Raw genomic sequence first — 18,091 nt, forward strand, 5'->3', positions numbered from 1 at the left:
GAAGCACGCGTCTCGAACCATGAAGGCCCGGCTGTGACAGCTGGGCCTCGATCCTTCGAGACGCCGCTGTCGCGGCTCCTCAGGATGAGGGGATAGTCCGCGGGATGTCGCACGATGACAACCCATATTCCGCTTGTCTTCTGCTTGCCTAAAGCGCCGGTTTTGCGGCGTCGCCGAGATAGCCGTGCAGGGAGGCCACGACCTGCGCGCCTTCGCCGATAGCGCCGCCGACGCGCTTGACCGAGCCGGAGCGGACGTCGCCGACGGCATAGACGCCGGGCACGGAGGTCTCGAGCGGCGCCACCAGCCGGCCCTGGTTCTGCTCGGACTGCGCGCCGGTCACGATGAAGCCGCCGCGGTCGAGCGTGACGCCGCAGCCGTCGAGCCAATTGGTGGCGGGATCGGCGCCGACGAACAGAAAGAGATTGCGGATCTCGGCAGAATCCTCGTCATCGGAAAGCCGGCTCTTCCAGCGGATGCGGCGCAGCAGCGAGGCCTCGTCGCCTTCGAGCGCGGTGATCTCGGTGTTGAACATCAATTCGATGTTCGGCGTCGCTTCGATGCGTTCGATCAGATAGCGCGACATGCTGGCGCCCAGGCCGCCGCCGCGGATGATCATCAAGACCTTCTTTGCATGCCCTGACAGGAACACGGCGGCCTGGCCGGCCGAATTGCCGGCACCGACCAGCGCCACCTCCTCGCCGGCGCAGAGCCGCGCCTCGACAGGAGATGCCCAGTACCAGACGCCGCGTCCCTCGAACTTGTCGAGGTTCTCGATCTCGGGCCGGCGATAACGTGCGCCGCTCGCGACCACCACCGCGCGTGACCGCAATGTGTCGCCGCAATCCAGCGCCAGCGCGAACGTACCGGCGCTGCGCGAGCAGTCCAGCGACTTCACCGACATTGGGATCATGATCTCGGCGCCGAATTTCTGCGCCTGGGTGAAGGCGCGACCCGCAAGCGCCTGGCCCGAGATGCCGGTTGGAAAGCCCAGATAATTCTCGATGCGCGCGCTGGCGCCGGCCTGGCCGCCGAAGGCGCGGGTGTCGAGCACGGCGACGGACAGCCCTTCGGACGCCGCGTAGACCGCCGTCGCAAGGCCTGCCGGTCCACAGCCGACGATCGCGACGTCGTAGATGCGGTCATCCTTCGCCCCGCCGATCATGCCGATGGCGCGGCCAAGCGCGGTTTCGCTGGGGTTGCGCAGCACGGTGCCGTCGGCGGTGACGACGAGCGGCCAATCCTCCGGCTCGGGCGAATAGCGCGCGATGATCTCGGCGGCGTCATGCTCGCTATTGGGGTCGAGCAGATGATGCGGCTGGCCGTTGCGGGTGAGAAAGCCTTGCAGGCGCACCACGCCGGCGGAGTTCGACGAACCGATCAACACGGGGCCGCCAATGCCGCCCTGGATCAGGCTGACCCGGCGCAGGATCAGCGCGCGCATGATGCGCTCGCCAAGCTCGGCTTCGGCCACCAGCAGCGCGCGCAGCCGGTCCGGGCGTACCAGCAGCACCTCGACTTCGCTCTCGGCGCGTCCGTCGACCAGCGCCGGCCGTCCCGAGAGCTGGCCGAGCTCGGCGAGGAATTGCCCCGGCCCCTGATCGATCACCGGCGTGACGTGGCCGAGCCCGTCGCGCTGGGTGATGGCAACGTGGCCAGACAGCACGACGAACATGCCGGGCCCGGGCTTGCCGGTCTCGAACAGGAACTCGCCGTCGGCATAGCTGCGGACCTCGCCGAAATGCCTGATACGCGCGATCTCGGCTGATGCCAGCGTCGGAAAGGTCTGCTCGGGACGGGTAAACCGCGAGATCAGCGCGTCGCGGTCGGTTCGTTGCTGTCCGTCCTGCCCCATTGCCACTTCCATGCACTCCAAAATGTTAGCCGTCGGCCTTCAACTGCCGGTCTTGCCGGCGGTCCCCTTACCCAGGGAATCATCATCGTTCTGCGACGGCTCGGTCCTTGCGGCGCGTTCGCGCGCCTGCACCTTCCGCCGCTTCAGGTTTTCGCGCAGCGCCGATTTCAGCCGGTCCTGCCGGGGATCAGCGGCCCGCGTCTTGTCAGTCTCGTCGCTCATCGTGGCCCATCACGTTGTCGGCGGCAGGATGCCACCGAATGACGACATCTCAAGAGGTACAAGAGGCCGGCGCAACGAAGCCAGCGAGATTTGGTCGAATTCGAGGGCGGGACCAACTGGCCAGATGGCGGGGGCTCGCCGGCAGAAAAATCACCCCAAAATCGGTCATTTCTGGGCAATAAGGCCGCCTCGGTCGGACAACCGCGCCGATTTTCTCGATTTGGCAGAGCCGGCAAGCTTGCACATGAGGGGCCCTTGTGGCATCCATCGCCCCGCTTGGCGGGCCCGGTGGCGGCCCGATTCTGTGCCAGCATCTGCTGCCGTAGCTCAGTGGTAGAGCACTCCCTTGGTAAGGGAGAGGTCGACAGTTCAATCCTGTCTGGCAGCACCATCCATCCTATTGGATGCATTGATTTTCTTGAAATTTCGGTCCTGAGTGCCACACGAAAGTGCCACACAGACCATGGTTTCTCTGAAGTTTTCAATGTCCAAGCGTGCCGGTTCGACCGTTCCCCAATTCCGAATTCGTGTCCCTACCAAGATCGTGGATCGGCTACGCGGCAAGCGCGTGTTGCTCAGCATCAGTCCTCCCGACGACTATCCGTTCGTCCGGACGGTGACGATCGGAAGCGACGTGTCGTTTAGTCTTGGAACGGACGACAGGACAGTTGCTGAGGCACGGCAGGCCAACGCCCTAGATCATCTTCGACGACTGTTCGATCTCACTGAAGCAGCCCCCATCAGCCTCAGTCACAAAGACATGGTTGCGTTGAGCGGGGAAACGTACCGGCTCTACCAGGAGATTCACCGCGACAATCCCGGCGAACCTGACGCATGGATGTACCACAAGGCGCTTAGCCGCGCGGCGCTCGAAGGTCGCATTAGAAATCCACCCGCAGCTGCGCTGATGCCGAACGAGGTGAACACCGTGATCGAGTTGTTTGGGACCGAGGATCTGACTGCGGCTATCAACGCCCTCCCAGCCCATCAACATGACGCGCTAGAAGATCGGTTCGGCCTGCTCGCGGACTGGGTGCTGATCCGACAGCGCATACACCTAAACCCGGATGATCGGGGGCGCTTCCTGCGTCTTGTCGGAACGGCCAGCCTCGACGCCGGCTGGCAGCTCCGGCGCAACGCGGAAGGCGACTACAGTCCCGATCCGAAGGCGCTGCGCTTCCCACCGGTCGAAAGTGTGACTGCCATCAAGCCACGGCAGACCCTCACCGGCTTACTCGACCTCTGGTGGGCTGAGGCGAAGGCGACCGGCCGTAGTCAGAACACCTACGATACTTACAGAGGCGCTATCGATCGGCTGGTTAAGCACCTTGGTCATGATGATGCAAACCGAGTGACGGACCAGGACATGCTCGCGTTCAAAGACGCCCGTCTGAAGGTCGTGACGGCCAAGACGCTGAAGGACGGTGATCTGCCAGGGATCAAATCCGTGTTTAGCTGGGCCGTAGACAATCGGAAGCTGACGAACAACCCGGCTGATGCGATCAAGGTCAAAGCTGAAAAGAAAATCCGGACTCGGTCGAAAGGCTTCACGGACCAGGAGGCCAGCGCGATCTTCAACGCATGCCTCGCGTATGTGCAGAAGCCGAAAGAAGACGCGAGAACCGCCGCCGCTAAACGGTGGGCACCTCTGATCGCCTGCTACACCGGCTGTCGGATTGCGGAGGCGCTACAGCTTCGCAAAGAAGATATTCGCGAGGAGTCAGGCCACCATGTTTTTGACCTGAATCCACTTGCTGGCAGCATTAAGACCGGGACTTACCGGCTCGTCCCGATCCACCCGCACCTGATCCAGCTTGGGTTCCTGCGTTTCGTCGCCGACTCGGATAGTGGCCCCCTCTTTGCCAAAGGCAGTTACAAACGTGTTGTTGACTTCGTTCGAACAGTCGTCACCGACGAACGGATCCAGCCTAACCACGCATGGCGGCACCGCCTCAAGTCCGTCAGCCGCAACCTTGGATTTGATCCAAGAGTCGTTGACGCGATCCAAGGTCACGCGCCACGAACGTCCAGTGACGACTACGGCGATGTTTCGGTTGTTGCCATGGCTCGCATCATCAACGACATTCCTCGGATCGCGGTCAGCCCGTGATGCTTCTTCGAAACAGGGGCCGACCCGGCCGATTCCCATTGAGTCATTCGGGCCTCTTGCGCGGCCTCCCCGTAAACAACTCCGCAAGGTCTGGTGGTGCTCCGACCTTCAAAATGCTCCGCCTACGCGGCTTCCCGGTCAAAAGCTTCAGCTCCGAAGAGGCGCCCAGCTGGCGCGACTTCCTGGATTTAGGTAGTCGCGTCTCTCGGGCAGCTGGTGGCCGCATACTTTCCCAGATGGCCAAGATGTCGGCGTCAGAGAAGCGATAGAGGCGGCCCATTCGAGTGTAGAAGTCGGTACCCCGAATTAAGTCGGATAGTTTCTGCCGGCTTATTCTGAGCTTCTTGCAAACCTCGTCGAACGTGAAGACCTCGCCGAGTCTTCCGTCACCGCTTCGTTGATCCATCCAAACGCCCTTCCGCTACAATGACAGTCTTATGCTGTGGCAGAACGACATTTGCAGTTCAAGACCGCGCCCCGTTTGCATTTGAGCAAGAGCGACGCTCCCTCGAGAAAGACGCCGGCCCGTAGGCCGGCTTCGCTGCGATCATGTGTATTCGGATTCGCTGTCGTGAGCGCGCCAGTTCATCGACTCGTCGACGCGGCGCTGCACCAGCGTGGCGAGCGCTTCCGGATCATGGCTGTTGCCATTGATGTGAATCGCGACGTTGCCGCGGCTACCGCCGTCGAAGTCGCCCCTCATCGGGACACCCGACTGCGGAGCAGCAGGAACGTTCTTGACCACGTCAGCCGGCGACGGGACCTGACCAATGGGATTGCCGCGACGAACCATCAGGTTTTTGGTGGCGTCGATCCAGTGTTCCCGGACCGCGTCACCGTCGTTGCCGGCCAGCATTTTGATTTGCAGCCGGCCGTTGCTCACGCGGGTCTCGCCGGTCGCGAGGCCGACGTGGCCGCCCGGCTGATTGTAGCCGCCCCCGTTCGTCTGAAGCAGAACGTCATTGCGGCGGACGTTGGGTGGGTTGGTCGCGGAGCCCCACTTCTGGAAGCTGTTCGCCACCGCGCTGCCTGTGCCGTTACCCCCGGCGGCTTCCAACGCCTTGTTGACGAAGCGAGCACACCAAGCATTCGACTTGCCGCGCACGTCGCCGCCAAGGGCCGCCGCCAACACTCGGTTGTCGGTATACTCGTTCATGCCCTTGTACTTTTCGGCCCATGCAACGGCATCGCCGCTGCCGGCTGATCCACCGCCGGACAGCGCATTCATCTGCTTGCGCACGCCCGCGGGCCAGCCACCGTTCAGCCGACGTGGATCATTCGCGGCGCCGACCGGCGCATAGCGCTCGCCCATCTTGTCGAGGTTGCCACCGGCCAGACGGTAGTTCTTTGCGACCACTTGGCCCGCCCGGCTGATGCCCCCATCGAGGCTGGAGAATTGCATCTTCTTCGCCATGCCGGTTGCCGGGTCCATCAGGCCCGCCACGTTGTTTCCCGACAGGACACGACCGTTGCCGGTTTCGTGTGCGATCACGCCGGCCAGCAGCGCAGGCGAGATGCCGTTGGCTCCGGCTGCCGCGACGATCTGATCGTACTTGCCTGCGAGAGGAGTACCGGCGAACTTCTTGTCGAAGGCCGACCTGCTCACGTCGTCAACGCTGCCACCTACGCCGTTGAATGACGGGATGTTGCTGCGCTTGATGATGCCAGATGACCCCACGCCGAAGCTCGGGAGGATGCCGCCCGGCGTTACGTTCTTCCATAGAACATCCGGCGTGCCGACGCCGCTGACGATGCGGTTCATGTTGGCGGCTACAGCAGTGCCACCGCTCAGCCCACCGCGACCACGGCTGCTGAAGTCAGTGCTGATCAGCGAAGCTCGTTCGATCTTGCCACCGAGGTTGTCCAGCTTGTTCCCGATGAAGCTCATCGGGTGAACGTCCGCGGGGTTGAAGCCGTCGCCACTCTGCTTTTGGTAAAGGTCTTTCTTGTGCTTACGTTGACGCTCTCGCCACTGGCTGGTCGTCTCGCCGGGCCGCTTTTTGGCGGCGTCCGAAATGCCGGCATCGTTGTTATCTGCCAAGAGCCAAGCGAGCAGCGCGGTGGTTCCCACAGGGTTGGCGCTGGCGGCACCGAGCAGCGCCCGACCGCCAAGTACAGCGGTGATGCGGCTGACGAAGTTCACTAAGACGCCGAGCACAGCCCCAAGCGGGGCGAGCGTTCTGAGCGCTATGGACAAGGCGACAATCTGACCGGCCAACTTCCCTAGGACTTCGGTGCTGTTGCCGTCCCTGCCCAACGCAGTGGCGACGCCCCTCAGCATGGTGGTGACGGTGTCGAAGACTGACTTGAGCCCTCCCACGAAACCCGACGCAAAGCCGATGATTTTGTCCACGTCGATGGACGATATTTTCGCCGCGATCTTGTCGAGTGCCTCGCCCATGTTGGAGACGCCGAAGGCCTTTTTCAGTCTCTCGACAAACTCTCTCGATTTCTCCCCGATCTTGCTGGAGGTGACGATGCTGGTGTGCTTATCGAACCAGTCCGACACCTCGATGAAGCTCTGCTCGAAGCCGCTGCCGAATTTCTCCCATGCGAGGCCGAACATCATCTTGATGCGGTCCCATCGCTTCTGAAGCGAGTTGAGCTTGGTCCGGGAAAATCCGGACACCGCATCGCTCTTCTGGTCGATTTCCTTCAAGGTCTCCCGTATTTGATCGGAAGCCTTGGCCATCTGCACCAGCTCATCACGCCATTCCCGCATGCCGGCGAGGTTGGCGAATTTTGCCCGGGTCTGCTCACTCATGTTCCGCATAGTTGAAAACATACTGAGCATGAATTCAGTCGGTGCAGCGGCCATCCGCTGAGCCATCTGCGACCGGCCGCCGTATCCGATCATTCGCGCTGCCTGATCCAGATCCTTCGCACGCTGGCCGCGGGCATTGCCGGCGTTCGCAAACTCGGAGGTCAAGTAGCCAAGGAACGTACCGGCCTTGTTTGGCTGGAGGCCTGCCGAGATCCCGACCGACGTGAACGCGCTGAGGTCCGTCTCCCGCATCTTGGTCGTGCTCAGGGCGGATAGAGCGCGCTTATTGGCCTCAACCACTTCGTTCGGGTCTGCGGCAGTCGCGGCGGCTGCCACGGCAACAGAGGTCATCATCTTGGCCACGCGGGCGGGATCAGCGTTACGGACGTTTCCGTACAGGCTGGTTGCGGTCTTACCGGCCAGCTTCATCAACTCGCCGATGTTCATTTCCAGCGCGGACGACGCCTCCAGCGCGTTCTCGGTGATCTGCTTCGCGGCAGACCCGTCAAAGCCCTGCTTCAACGCCTCGGTGTAGCCATCCAGCACAGCCGCTGCCGACTCTCCGAACCTGACGGCGATCTGATCCGACCAATCACCGCGAAGTTTCTTTACCTCTGCCGCTGATAGCCCGCCAAAAATCTGCGCCTTGGTCTCAGCGACGTCGGCCTCCATGCGTTTCTTGAACGCGGATGCGACGCCGGAGATGGTGATGCCTCCGGCGATTAGCGCCGTGGTTGGCGAGATACCACCGGGAGACGTGCCGCGGCTGGCGGGCCTCGCGCCGCGATCAACGGCACGTTGTTCAGCCTGCCGACGGTTGTAGGTCTGCCGGTCGAGGCGGTCCAGTTCACGATGGAATGCCCGCGCGTCACGCAGGCTGTCTGCATAGGCCGACTTCCATTCAGTGCGATAGGTCGACGCGGCCTTCCGAGCGTCGTCGGCAATCTTCTGGAGGCTGGCCGAGACACTGTCGGGAAACAGCTTGGATGCTGAGACGCCGTTGATGGACTTGACCCCGGCTTCGAGCTTGCGAACGTTCCGGAGAAGTCCGGCGATGACCGGGCTCGCGCTGTCGGTCGCGGTCAATGATGCGTGGACGCTGATGATCTCTGACATGTTTCTCTTGTTGTTGGCGCGGCTGGCGCGCGGACGGTGACCACCCGAACAGGGTGGGGTCTTTTTCTTGGTGGGGTGGGCCTCTCAGAAAGGCGCCTTTTGCTGCTCGCTAGTAGGAAGGGGTTGGCCAACCGAGGGGGCATGCGCCACAAAAAATCTCGGCCTCACCGCTCTCGTGCTTGCGAGCGCTGGGAAACCTCACTGGCCTGTGCAGTGGCGAGTACGATGATGGTGGTGATGGTGTTCCGTCAGGCAGTGAAGCGAGGCAATTCTCAGCCGCGCGACTCCGCTGCGCGCCACCGCGCTCGGTGCCCGGGGCAGAACCGAGCATGACGGGCGAGCGTCTCGCACTAACTTGCTCGCTTGCCGTCGCGATGGCATGAGTGCGTTTTTCGAGGAGTGCCGATGCGATTTGCTTTTCTGTTTCCCGCCGTCCTTCTGCTCGCCGCCTGTAACAACGAGCCGACCTTCACCGCCGGCCAGATGCCTGAGTGCGACAGCCCCTACACCAAGCACCTGTTCACCAGCGCCATCCACCAGTCGCCTCGCGGCCAACAGGGGCTCAAGATCATCCAGCTCGGTGCGACCGAGGATTATTCCGGCGCATCCAAGCTGCCTCCGGACAAGATCGACCTGAGGTTCTGCAAGGTCCACGCCTTCACCAACGCTGGCGAAGGGGACATGCACTTCACGCTGAAGTGGATGAACACCGAGAAGAGCAAGGTCTGGCTGCAGGTCACCGTATCGACGATCTGACCCTGGCCAGCGAACGCGCGTCTCCAGTCTGACTGCCCCCTGAAGGGACCAAAGGCCCGGAAAGGTGGTTCCTTTTGGGTATACCCCACCGGCACCGCCCCAGAAGTTCCGCAAAATAGTTCTTGAACTAGCCAAACGAGACTCGTATAAGAGAACTAGTCAAACGGAACTATGGGGAAATTTTCCAATGTTCGTGCGTGCATATCTGAGGGCCAGCACTCGGGATCAGGATGCGAACCGCGCGGAAGGGCAGTTGAAAGCCTTCGCCACGGAGCGCGGGCTGAAGATCGCGTCCTGGTACCGCGAGAATGAGTCCGGCGCGAAGTTGGATCGGCCAGAATTGTTCAAGTTGCTGTCCGACGCGGAAGAGGGCGACGTTCTCTTGATTGAGCAGGTGGACCGGCTGAGCCGTCTCAACGATGCCGACTGGAAGAAACTCCGGGCGGCGATCGATGCCAAGGGCGTCCGCATCGTCGCTCTTGACCTGCCAACGTCGCACCAACTCATGGGGTCTAACGCGGATGGCTTCACGGGTCGCGTGTTGGAGGCTGTGAACGGCCTTCTGCTGGACCTGTTGGCCGCAACCGCACGGAAGGATTACGAGGACAGGCGCCGCCGTCAGGCGCAAGGGGTCGCCAAGGCGCGGGTGGAAGGGAAGTTTCAAGGCCGTCCGGAAAACGTGGATCGGAATGCCGGCATCGAAGGCATGCTGACCTCCGGGATGTCGTGGAACGACATTCAGAAGGCGACGGGGTGTGGTCGGGCGACAATCGCGAAGATCGTCAAGCGGATGAAGGATCAGAAGGCCGCCTAATCATCTAAGACTGACACAGGCATCGCCGCTCCTGAACGTCCCGGACGGGCATGGCTTGCCTGGGATGACCGGGAAGGCGTGGGGCGTGTCCTGGTGCAGCGCCTCACAGAAGTTGCCCTTGCCAACGAAGCCCGTAGGGCAAGCGCCAGTGCGAGGGATACGCTCACGACCATCAGGGGCCGGTGTTGCATACGGGCTCTCAGCGGCAGCCGGTGTTGGAAGCATGACGGGAGGCGCAACAGTGAGAGCCAACGCGAGTGCGTGCAGTCCTGCGAGTCGTCTCAATATCATCTGCTGCGCCTCCGATGGACCGCGGCGACTCTGGAGAAGCTGAAACCGCGATCCAATCTAATGGGTTGCCTGTCAGGCGGCCAGTGCTGCTTTGCTCATCTCCGCTTCGATCTCCGCGAGCCGTGTCTTGGCGGCTGCGACGGCGGCCTCTGCTTCTGGCACAAGCGCAAGGGCGTCCGCATGCGTAAGCTCAGCCATAGCCAGCTCCGTTTGAGCAGCAGCCAAGCGCTGCCCTCGCTCGCGGTCGACAAGGTGTTTGGCGCGTTGCTCGCGGGCATCGGGGGGAATTGCCTCGATGGCAACCCGGGTTGAGATTGCGCTGCGCAGTCGTCGTGTCATGTCAGCTCCCCTTCTCTTCGCCGCGACTTGCAGCGATCTCGCTCATCATGGACTTCGTGATGCCGGTAGCCTTGGCATGGCGTGCATGCCATGCGGCGTCGAGCGGACGTTTCCGGCGAAGCTCCGAGACGGTACGTTCGGCGTCCGGCTTGTCGGGATGTTGCAGCCGGCTGAACCCACTCGGTGCCCGGTCATGCAGGTCGCGAAGATAGTCCTGGACGGATAGCGAGCCCTTGCGGGGGATCGTGATCAGGTCACCGGTCATGGTGCTCCCGGCGAGATCGATCGCGACCGTGGCCATGGTCGTGGAGTTGATCGCGTAACCCTTGGCGCGTGCAGCCGAGACGACGGCGTCTTCAATAGAGTCGGTGGTCATGTCACGCGGCCTCCCGGCGAAGAGCGGCGATCATAGACCGCCTGATCCATGAGGAGCGGTTGGGACAGGAAGGATCGTCGCGTTTGGCTGCAGCGTCGATATGATCGAGCAAGACCTGGGGTAGCAACAGAGTGACGTGTCGCATGGGCGACACAAGCAGCTCCGCGGCGTCAATTACGGCTTTCTTCATGAGGTACTCCAATGAAAAACCCGCCGACTCGGAATGAGCCAGGCGGGTTCGATCGTGATCGGCGATGTGAAACGAAAACGGAGCCCTCCGTCGAGAGCTCCGCATGTTAGACAGCGCCTAATGTAAGCTAATTAGTCTCATAATATGGGGCTTTTGTCAACCAGTGCCGCCGCAAAACGCAGATTCTCTGCAACAGCACACTCATAAAAAATGGCTCCTTTTATGCGGAGGGTAATTCGGCACGGCTTCCGCAGTTGAAGGCTGGTAGTACCACTCCGGCCTGATGATCGACGAAGGGACCGGCAGCGCGCGCGTTGCTGCCGGTCGGATCAACTAGCTATAGCTAGATCGCCATGCTGTACTGGGCCCGACGTGCCTGCTCGCGCGCCTTGGCGTTGTCGAGCCAGGGTTCGTCGGCCATCCACTTCACTGGATCTTTGTAGAACTGCCGATCGCTTACCTCTTGACCGTGTCGCCGTGCTGCGACCAGGACGGACTCGAACTTGACGCCAGCCTTGGCAACAGAAACCAGTGCAACCTCGGCGGCCTTGGTGTTCTTTCGCGCTGGGTAGGCGTTCCAGAACTGGTCACGCCAGTCCGTGGGCCAACCGGCCAGACGGTTGTCGTTACCGGCCTTCGGTCGGTGGTCGACCGGAGGAGAAGCCAAATCACCCGGCTGATCCTGCCGCGAAGCAGTCGGGTTCTTTTCTCTGCGTTCCTTCTCTGCGTTCCCTGCACCGGGTTCGTCGGTCATCTGTGACCCACCGTCGAGGTCATCAGTGACCGAGCGTTGCGAGCACCCGTGACCTGCCGTGGGATCATCAGTGACCGAGCGCTCGGTCACCCGCGACCTACCCTCATCAGACTTCGTGATCCATGACTCACCCTTCTTGAAGTTGATGTCGACTTGGCTGCTTGTCTGACGACCCTTGAAGGATCTAGCGATAGCGATCATGAAGCCGGCAGCGATCAGCCGTTTGAACGATCGTTTCACGGTCGACTCTGAAACCCCGATCTCACGGGCGATCGTCGCATGCGAGGGATCGCATTGGCCCGTTTGATTGTTGCGATGGCCGATCAGAGCCACCATGACGAACAGGTCGACCTGCTCCAGTAGTTTGTTGTGCTTCTTACCCTTGGCTTGCTCCACCGCTTGAGCCTTCGTCAGCGCGGATAGCAGGTCCAAACGAGCGGTGGGCGAGATGTAGAATTTGCTTTTACCGTTGTGTTTTTCACGATTTCCGGGCATAGTGTTTCAGTTCGATCTCAGCAGGTTGAACGATGGTTGGATGAAATTCGAAGCCCATGGCGCGCCAGCGCCGTGGGCTTTCTCGTTAGTGATCACTCACGGCGACCTAGAGCCGTTGCAGGCGTTCCTCGATGGCCTGCCGCACGAACTCCGACCTGCCCTGACGTAGGTTCAGGCGTGCTTCGTCCAGCGCGGCCAGTTGGTGCGCTGACAACCTGAGGCCGACGTAGGGCCGTGCGGTGCTGGGATCGTAGAAGAGACGGTTGCTCATAGTTCCTCCAAAAAACAAAACGCCCCGGCGGAATTGCCGAGGCGCGGATGGGATCACGCAAAAAACCCACCTATGGCGGGGCTTTTCTCTGCGAAAATAATCGACGATGTAGAGCTTTGTCGCACAAAACGAGAACGACGTCAAATGTTTGAGCGGTGTGGCGAACTACCGATGGAGCAGACCAATAATTCCCGGTGCATGAAGCCCGAGTTCTTCTGCCCAATTTCCCCATCATAGACCAACGTCTCACTTCAGGTGGCTTCAACTCAACGAGACCGTGCAGTATGCAGGATGCACAGGACTAAGTGGCGATGTAGGTTTGTGATCTGTAGGGCTGCGCTATAGAATAAATTCGCTGGTGCTCGACAAGGCCGCAAATGGCCTGATTCGGCACTTGAGTATCGCAATTTTTGCAAGTGGTATTCCGAGGGGGTGATGCCTTCAGGCAGCGCAGATGCGCCGACCCAAAGTGATCTTGAGGCGGAGATCAGCGAGCTTTCAGCTGTTATTTCTCGCAATCCACATGACGCCAAGGCCCATCGCCGCCGAGGCCTCCTCAAAGCCCGATGTCAGAGATACGACGATGCGCTGGCGGACTTGGAGCGCGCGCTGAAGCTCGCTCCCGACGATGGTCACACGTACGGCCTCAGAGCGCTGGTCTGGGAAAAGAAAGGCGACCGTGACCGCGCGCTCCGCGACTTTGATGAAGCGATCCGGCTGGCCCCGCGCGACGCGATCTTGTTCAGGTCCCATCGCGACCGCGTGCTGTCGGAGGGTCGCGCCGGGCCGATCGCGGGCGGCGACTTCAATCTCCTCAAGAATCCCTTCGTCCTCCTCGGACTGCCGCCCGACGCTGACCCCGCGGCGGTCAAGGAAGCGTACGAAGACGCGATCGAGGACGAGGCGGACCAGCCGGAGGTCCTGATGCGCGCGCAGCAGACGCTCTTGACGCCGAGGCTGCGGATCGAAGCCGAAGTCGGCGGCTTTCTCGATGTCGATCCGAGCCTGGCGACCCAGATCGTGTCCGATATCCGCTCGGGAAGGCCGATCGGCGAGATCAAGGAGCGTCTGACGCGCCTCCACTCCCTCCCGAGATCCAACGTCATCGCCCATTACGGCTCGGCGGGGCCGCTCGGACTCGATCACCTCTGTGATCTGATCGCGGCGCAGGCCGCAGTCGCTCCGGGCGCCGTGTGCGACGCCATCAACGATGTGCGCCAGGAGATCGCCTTGGGCCGCGTGGACCGCGACGTCGTCAGCGATGCGCTCTCCAAGCTGCTGGACCGGCAGACCAAGGCCGTGATCGAGGCCCTGGGCTTCGGCGACAAGGCTGTGGCTCTCTTCGATCTGTTCGTCTCGAGGATCGTCGCTGCCGGGGACAGCGCCGCGCTCTTCAGGCTCGACGTGTACGTCTCGATGTTCCGCCAAACCGTGGCTTCCGAACTCTCCAAACGCAGCGAGGCGATTGTCGCGGCCTGCGGCGAGATCCGCAAGAATCCGAAGCCAGATGCCGCGTACCGCAAACTCGACAAGGCGGTGCGTTTCTGGATGGCGCTGGTTCGGCCCGTCCAGACCTACGAAACTCACCGACAGCGCGAAGACGCAGCCACCCGAGAGATGTACGGGACCGTCCGGCAACTTGCGCTCGATCTTTCCAACGATCAACGCGAGTTCGAAGGCGCGGAAAAGGTCGTTGCCATCGCATCCGGTGTGTTCGGCCACCTGCCGCGCGCCGCGGACCAGATGGCCGAAGATACGAAACAACTGACCGAACTCCGCAACGACAAGCTGGCCGACGAGCTGCTCACGCCGCTGCTGCAGGCCTGCGAGCAGGCCAATAATTCGCACCGCACGATCGAAGGCGAACTGCTCAAGGCCGGTTTCGGCCGCGGGTCCGTCGGAAGCGTGAGATCCATCTTCGACAAGTTCGCAGCGGCTGTCGATGCGACCTCCAAATTGCCCTTCTCGGATGCGCCATGGCGCCTCGTCCGTTCTATCGCCATTTCGCTGAACAACGACTCGTCGTCGCCGCAAGCTGCGGACAGGATCATCCAGGGACTCCTCGACCACGCGGTTCATAAGCCGCCCTCGCCGGACATGCTCGCGATGCTCCGGGAAGACCAGCGCGCGGCCCGCAAGATCCTCGTCGAGAACGACCTGACGAAGAATCTGCAGGCGCAAAAGTGGAAGGAGACGGAGCAACTCGCGGAGAGGCTCCTCACGCTGGAAACCGACGAAGACAACTTGAACGCCGTGAGGACCATTCGGGATGCGGCGGCCGCCAAGCGCAAAGCCAACACCCGAGTCATGTGGTTCTGGGGCATCGTGGTCGTGGGCGGCGGGCTCTGGGCGATTCTTGCCAACGGGGGAGGTACTTCGGGACCGCAGACGACCCAATACCGGCCGCCGCCCTCCTATTCCAACACGCAAACGTGGCCGCAAACGCCGGCCCCGTCTCAGACGGCTGCTCCGCCTCCGCAAAGAGCCGAAACAGCCGATACCAGCGAGACGATGCCGTCGGTCGGCACCGGTCTGGCGCTGACCCGGGCAAACATCCGCTACTGCGCATTCCAGCGCGTCCGGATCGAAGCCGCCCGCCCCCTTGTTCAAGCCGGCGTGCAGGGCCAGCGCTTCAGCACGGTGGTCGACGACTTCAATTCGCGCTGCAGCGACTATCGCTATCGGCAGAGCGACAAGGATGCAGTCGATGCCGAGCTTCTCGGCAAACGGTACTCGCTGGAATCCGAGGGACGCGCTCTCGCGGCGTCGTGGCGACCATCGGGTCCGCCGGGGACGCGGCGATGAGCGAGCAGGAAAGCATTGCGCGCGAACGAGGAACGATCATGACGGACGGCGGAGATACGATGGCGCGGCTCGCGGTCGAGTATTGGAAGCTTCTGCGCGTGCTGGAGCGGGCACTCGACAGCGTTCCCGAGGACCGGCGGGAGAGATACGCCTCGCAGGGGCGTTACGCGGCGGACCGCCTCGACGAGCTTCTTCGCGATCTGAAAATGTCGGTCCAGTCGTTCGACGGGATGGACTTCGAAGTCAACCTGCCGGTGTCCGCTGTCAACGGGGACGAATTTCAGGGACGCACCGACGTCGTGGTCGCCCGCACCATCGAGCCCGCCGTCATCGCGGACATGCGTCCCGTTCTGATGGGCAAGGTCTATCTGGCGAGCAAGGAGTGAGCATGTATCTCGGCATCGATTTGGGAACGTCCAATTCGGCCATCGTCGGCAACGACGGTCGGGAATTGCGCCTCTATAAGACGGTGGACGGATCGGACGTGCTTCCGAGCGCGATCATGATCGACCGCCGGGGCGGAATGTTCGTTGGAAAGCGGGCCTACGAGCAGGATGCCTTCTCGCCGGAGAACGTGGGCAAGAAGTTCAAGCGTCTCATGGGCACCTCAAGCCCCATCGAATTCAAGAGCGCGGACCGGTCGATGAGCGCCGAGGAGGCGAGCGCCGAAGTGCTCAAGACGCTCCTGGCGCAGGCCAAGCTGGCGGCAGGTCAGTTCGATCTGGAGGGCACCGTCATCACGATCCCGGCGGCGTTCAACCAGATGCAGTGCGAAGCGACCATGCGGGCGGCCCAGACCGCCGGCATCGGGCGCGTCGGCCTGGTCCAGGAACCGATCGCAGCCGCGATGGCATCGATCGCCGATCGTCAGCGACGCAACTCGGCGCTGAAGGACGGTCAATTCCTCGTCTACGATCTGGGAGGAGGCACCTTCGACGTCGCCATCGTGCAGAGCGTCGGCGGCACGATCAACGTCGTGGGTCACGGCGGCATCAACATGCTCGGCGGCACCGACTTCGACCGGCGCGTCGTGAACGAGATCGTCCGGCCCTGGCTCATGGACCAGTTCGACCTTCCGCACGACCTGCAGAAGGATCCGATCTATCAGCGCGTGCTCCGGATCGCGGCATTCTATGCGGAGAAGGCCAAGATCGAACTGTCGGCGCAGCCCTCCACGCGCATTTCCGCCGACGAAAGCCAATTGTCGTCCCGCGACCTGGCCGGGAAGGAAATCTACCTCGACATTCCGTTCGACCAAAGGCAGCTCGAGGATCTGGTCTCCGATCAGGTTGACCGATCGATCGACGCGTGCCGGAAGCTGCTCAAGGAGAACGGCTACCAGAGCGGCGACATCGATCGCGTCGTGTTCATCGGCGGTCCGACCCGCATGCCCATCGTGCGTTCGCGTGTGCCGGAACAGCTGGGGATCGCCGGAGACCTCGATTCCGATCCGATGACCGCGGTCGCGTTCGGTGCCGCGATCTTCGCCGAGAGCCGCGACTGGTCCGGCGAAGCGGTGACTGCCAAACCGACGCGGGCGACGGCCAAGGCGGGCGGGGCCGTCAAGATCGAATACGGGTATCCCGAGCGCACATCGGATGCGCGGATCCGGATACGGGTCAGGCCGCAGCCGGAAGCGCAAGGCAAAGGCTATCGCCTCCAGATCGATAGCGACATGGGTTGGACCAGCGGGCAGCTGCCCCTCGACGGCACAACCTCGGTAAACGACGTGCCCGTCGCGCGCCGGGGCGACAACCAGTTCCGGGTGATGGTCTTCGACCGATCCGGAAATGTCGTGCAGGAGGCCGAAACCAGACTCGTGGTGAAGCGCACGGACGCATCGTCTTCGGGTACACCAATCACCCACACCATCGCCGTCAAGGTGGTCGTCGACGAAGGTGGAATCCCCAAGAATACGCTCCACGAACTGGTAGCGAAGGGACAATCGATTCCGGCGAGCGGCACGGAGACCTACCGGGCCGCGAACGATCTGAAGGGCGGAGAGAAGGCTGGGCTCGATTTCGAGGTCTACCAGATGGAAGCGGGCGTGACCGATCCGGCCCTCAACCTCCATGTCGGTAGCTTCCGCGTGGAGAGCTCCCAGCTGGAGATCGGCGACATAATCCGTCGCGGCGACGTTGTCCGCGTGCACTGGAATCTCGACGAGAACGGCCTCCTGAACTGCGCGCTCGAAGTGCCCTCGATCGGGCGCCGCTTCGACACCGGCAAGATGTTCACCGATCACGGGGCCAGGAAGAGCTTCGAAGGGCAGGAAGGTGAGGAGCTCGCCAACTCCGTCCTCGACACGACCGCGACCGAACTCGAAGAACTCGAGCGCGCCCTAGGTGCGAAGCGCAGCGCCGAGACGGAGGAACTGAACCGGCGGCTGGACGAACAACGCGAGACCCTGAGGACCTCTTTCGAAGCGGACACGCGCCGATCGATCGCCGAGGAAGGCCGCGCCATCAGGCAGGAAATCTCCCGCATCAAGAATCGCCCCGAAAACGTGGGCGCCGTTCTGACGGAAGAGACGGATCGTCTGGTCCAGGACTACGCTTCCATCGTCCGGCCCCACGCGCCCAAATCCACGAATGATCGGTTCGACGCCCTGCTCACGCAGGTTCGGGAGGCGCTTCGCCATGGTCGGCCCGACGACGCGCGTAAGTCGCACTCTGAGATGTTCGCGATCTTCATCAACGGCGCCAAGGAGCATCCGGGCTTTCAGGTCGACTTGTTCCTCGCCTTCTCCCGCGAACGCCACCTGGCCATCGACAAGGCGTTGCACGAGAGGCTGGTCGCCGACGGACAGGCCTGCATCGACCGAAACGATCTGGACGGATTGCGCCGGACCATCGGACGAATCCTCGAGAACCAGATACCGACCACAGCCAGGAACGCGGCCAGCGCGGCTTTGGCCGGCCTGATGAAGTAGC

The 18,091-nt window shown here is 62.2% G+C and carries 13 protein-coding genes and 1 tRNA gene; 7 read left to right on the forward strand and 7 right to left on the reverse strand.

Annotated elements, in window-relative coordinates; all coding sequences use genetic code 11:
- Positions 1 to 148: 148 nt before the first annotated feature.
- Both IVB01_RS29710 and IVB01_RS29715 read right to left on the reverse strand, forming a co-directional pair.
- Positions 149 to 1,855 carry a cyclic nucleotide-binding domain-containing thioredoxin-disulfide reductase gene (locus IVB01_RS29710; RefSeq protein WP_247495119.1) on the reverse strand — a complete coding sequence of 569 codons (1,707 nt, stop codon included), beginning with the start codon at positions 1,853 to 1,855 and terminating at the stop codon, positions 149 to 151.
- A 39-nt stretch (positions 1,856 to 1,894) separates the two neighbouring features.
- Positions 1,895 to 2,077 (reverse strand): hypothetical protein, encoded by a 183-nt coding sequence (locus tag IVB01_RS29715; RefSeq protein ID WP_247281470.1) that lies wholly within the window; start codon positions 2,075 to 2,077, stop codon positions 1,895 to 1,897.
- A 316-nt stretch (positions 2,078 to 2,393) separates the two neighbouring features.
- Between IVB01_RS29715 and IVB01_RS29720 the strand changes: the two genes are divergently transcribed.
- Positions 2,394 to 2,468, forward strand: a tRNA-Thr gene (locus IVB01_RS29720).
- A gap of 93 nt (positions 2,469 to 2,561) precedes the next feature.
- A complete protein-coding gene (locus IVB01_RS29725) occupies positions 2,562 to 4,187 on the forward strand; it encodes a hypothetical protein (protein WP_247495091.1) in 1,626 nt (541 codons plus the stop codon).
- 547 nt (positions 4,188 to 4,734) lie between these two features.
- Here the strand turns inward: IVB01_RS29725 and IVB01_RS29730 are convergent.
- Positions 4,735 to 8,067, reverse strand: a complete 3,333-nt coding sequence (locus IVB01_RS29730; protein WP_247495092.1) for a phage tail tape measure protein — start codon at positions 8,065 to 8,067, stop codon at positions 4,735 to 4,737.
- 405 nt (positions 8,068 to 8,472) lie between these two features.
- Between IVB01_RS29730 and IVB01_RS29735 the strand changes: the two genes are divergently transcribed.
- Positions 8,473 to 8,823 (forward strand): hypothetical protein, encoded by a 351-nt coding sequence (locus IVB01_RS29735; protein WP_247495093.1) that lies wholly within the window; start codon positions 8,473 to 8,475, stop codon positions 8,821 to 8,823.
- Positions 8,824 to 9,010: 187 nt separating this feature from the next.
- Complete coding sequence (locus IVB01_RS29740) at positions 9,011 to 9,637, forward strand: recombinase family protein (RefSeq protein ID WP_247495094.1); 627 nt, start codon at positions 9,011 to 9,013, stop codon at positions 9,635 to 9,637.
- 363 nt (positions 9,638 to 10,000) lie between these two features.
- Here the strand turns inward: IVB01_RS29740 and IVB01_RS29745 are convergent, their stop codons facing one another.
- The 4 genes from IVB01_RS29745 to IVB01_RS29760 form a co-directional block, all read right to left on the reverse strand.
- A complete protein-coding gene (locus IVB01_RS29745; protein ID WP_247495095.1) occupies positions 10,001 to 10,267 on the reverse strand; it encodes a hypothetical protein in 267 nt (88 codons plus the stop codon).
- 1 nt (position 10,268) lies between these two features.
- Positions 10,269 to 10,643, reverse strand: a complete 375-nt coding sequence (locus IVB01_RS29750) for a hypothetical protein (RefSeq protein WP_247495096.1) — start codon at positions 10,641 to 10,643, stop codon at positions 10,269 to 10,271.
- Positions 10,644 to 11,176: 533 nt separating this feature from the next.
- Positions 11,177 to 12,082: a helix-turn-helix domain-containing protein gene (locus IVB01_RS29755; protein WP_247495097.1), complete on the reverse strand. Its 906-nt coding sequence runs from the start codon at positions 12,080 to 12,082 to the stop codon at positions 11,177 to 11,179.
- A 106-nt stretch (positions 12,083 to 12,188) separates the two neighbouring features.
- On the reverse strand, positions 12,189 to 12,353 hold the full coding sequence (locus IVB01_RS29760) for a ribbon-helix-helix protein, CopG family (RefSeq protein WP_247495098.1): 165 nt from the start codon (positions 12,351 to 12,353) through the stop codon (positions 12,189 to 12,191).
- Positions 12,354 to 12,788: 435 nt separating this feature from the next.
- Between IVB01_RS29760 and IVB01_RS29765 the strand changes: the two genes are divergently transcribed.
- From IVB01_RS29765 to IVB01_RS29775, 3 genes are read left to right on the forward strand one after another with little or no spacing between them, the layout of a single operon-like run.
- Complete coding sequence (locus IVB01_RS29765; protein WP_247495099.1) at positions 12,789 to 15,158, forward strand: tetratricopeptide repeat protein; 2,370 nt, start codon at positions 12,789 to 12,791, stop codon at positions 15,156 to 15,158.
- Complete coding sequence (locus IVB01_RS29770) at positions 15,122 to 15,544, forward strand: hypothetical protein (RefSeq protein ID WP_247495100.1); 423 nt, start codon at positions 15,122 to 15,124, stop codon at positions 15,542 to 15,544. The genes IVB01_RS29765 and IVB01_RS29770 overlap by 37 nt, the downstream gene beginning before the upstream one ends.
- Positions 15,545 to 15,546: 2 nt before the next feature.
- Entirely contained in the window at positions 15,547 to 18,090 is a 2,544-nt protein-coding gene (locus IVB01_RS29775; RefSeq protein ID WP_247495101.1) for an Hsp70 family protein, read from the forward strand.
- Position 18,091 lies beyond the last annotated feature (1 nt).

Origin of the sequence: Bradyrhizobium sp. 164 (assembly GCF_023073715.1) — a bacterium.
GTDB lineage: Bacteria > Pseudomonadota > Alphaproteobacteria > Rhizobiales > Xanthobacteraceae > Bradyrhizobium.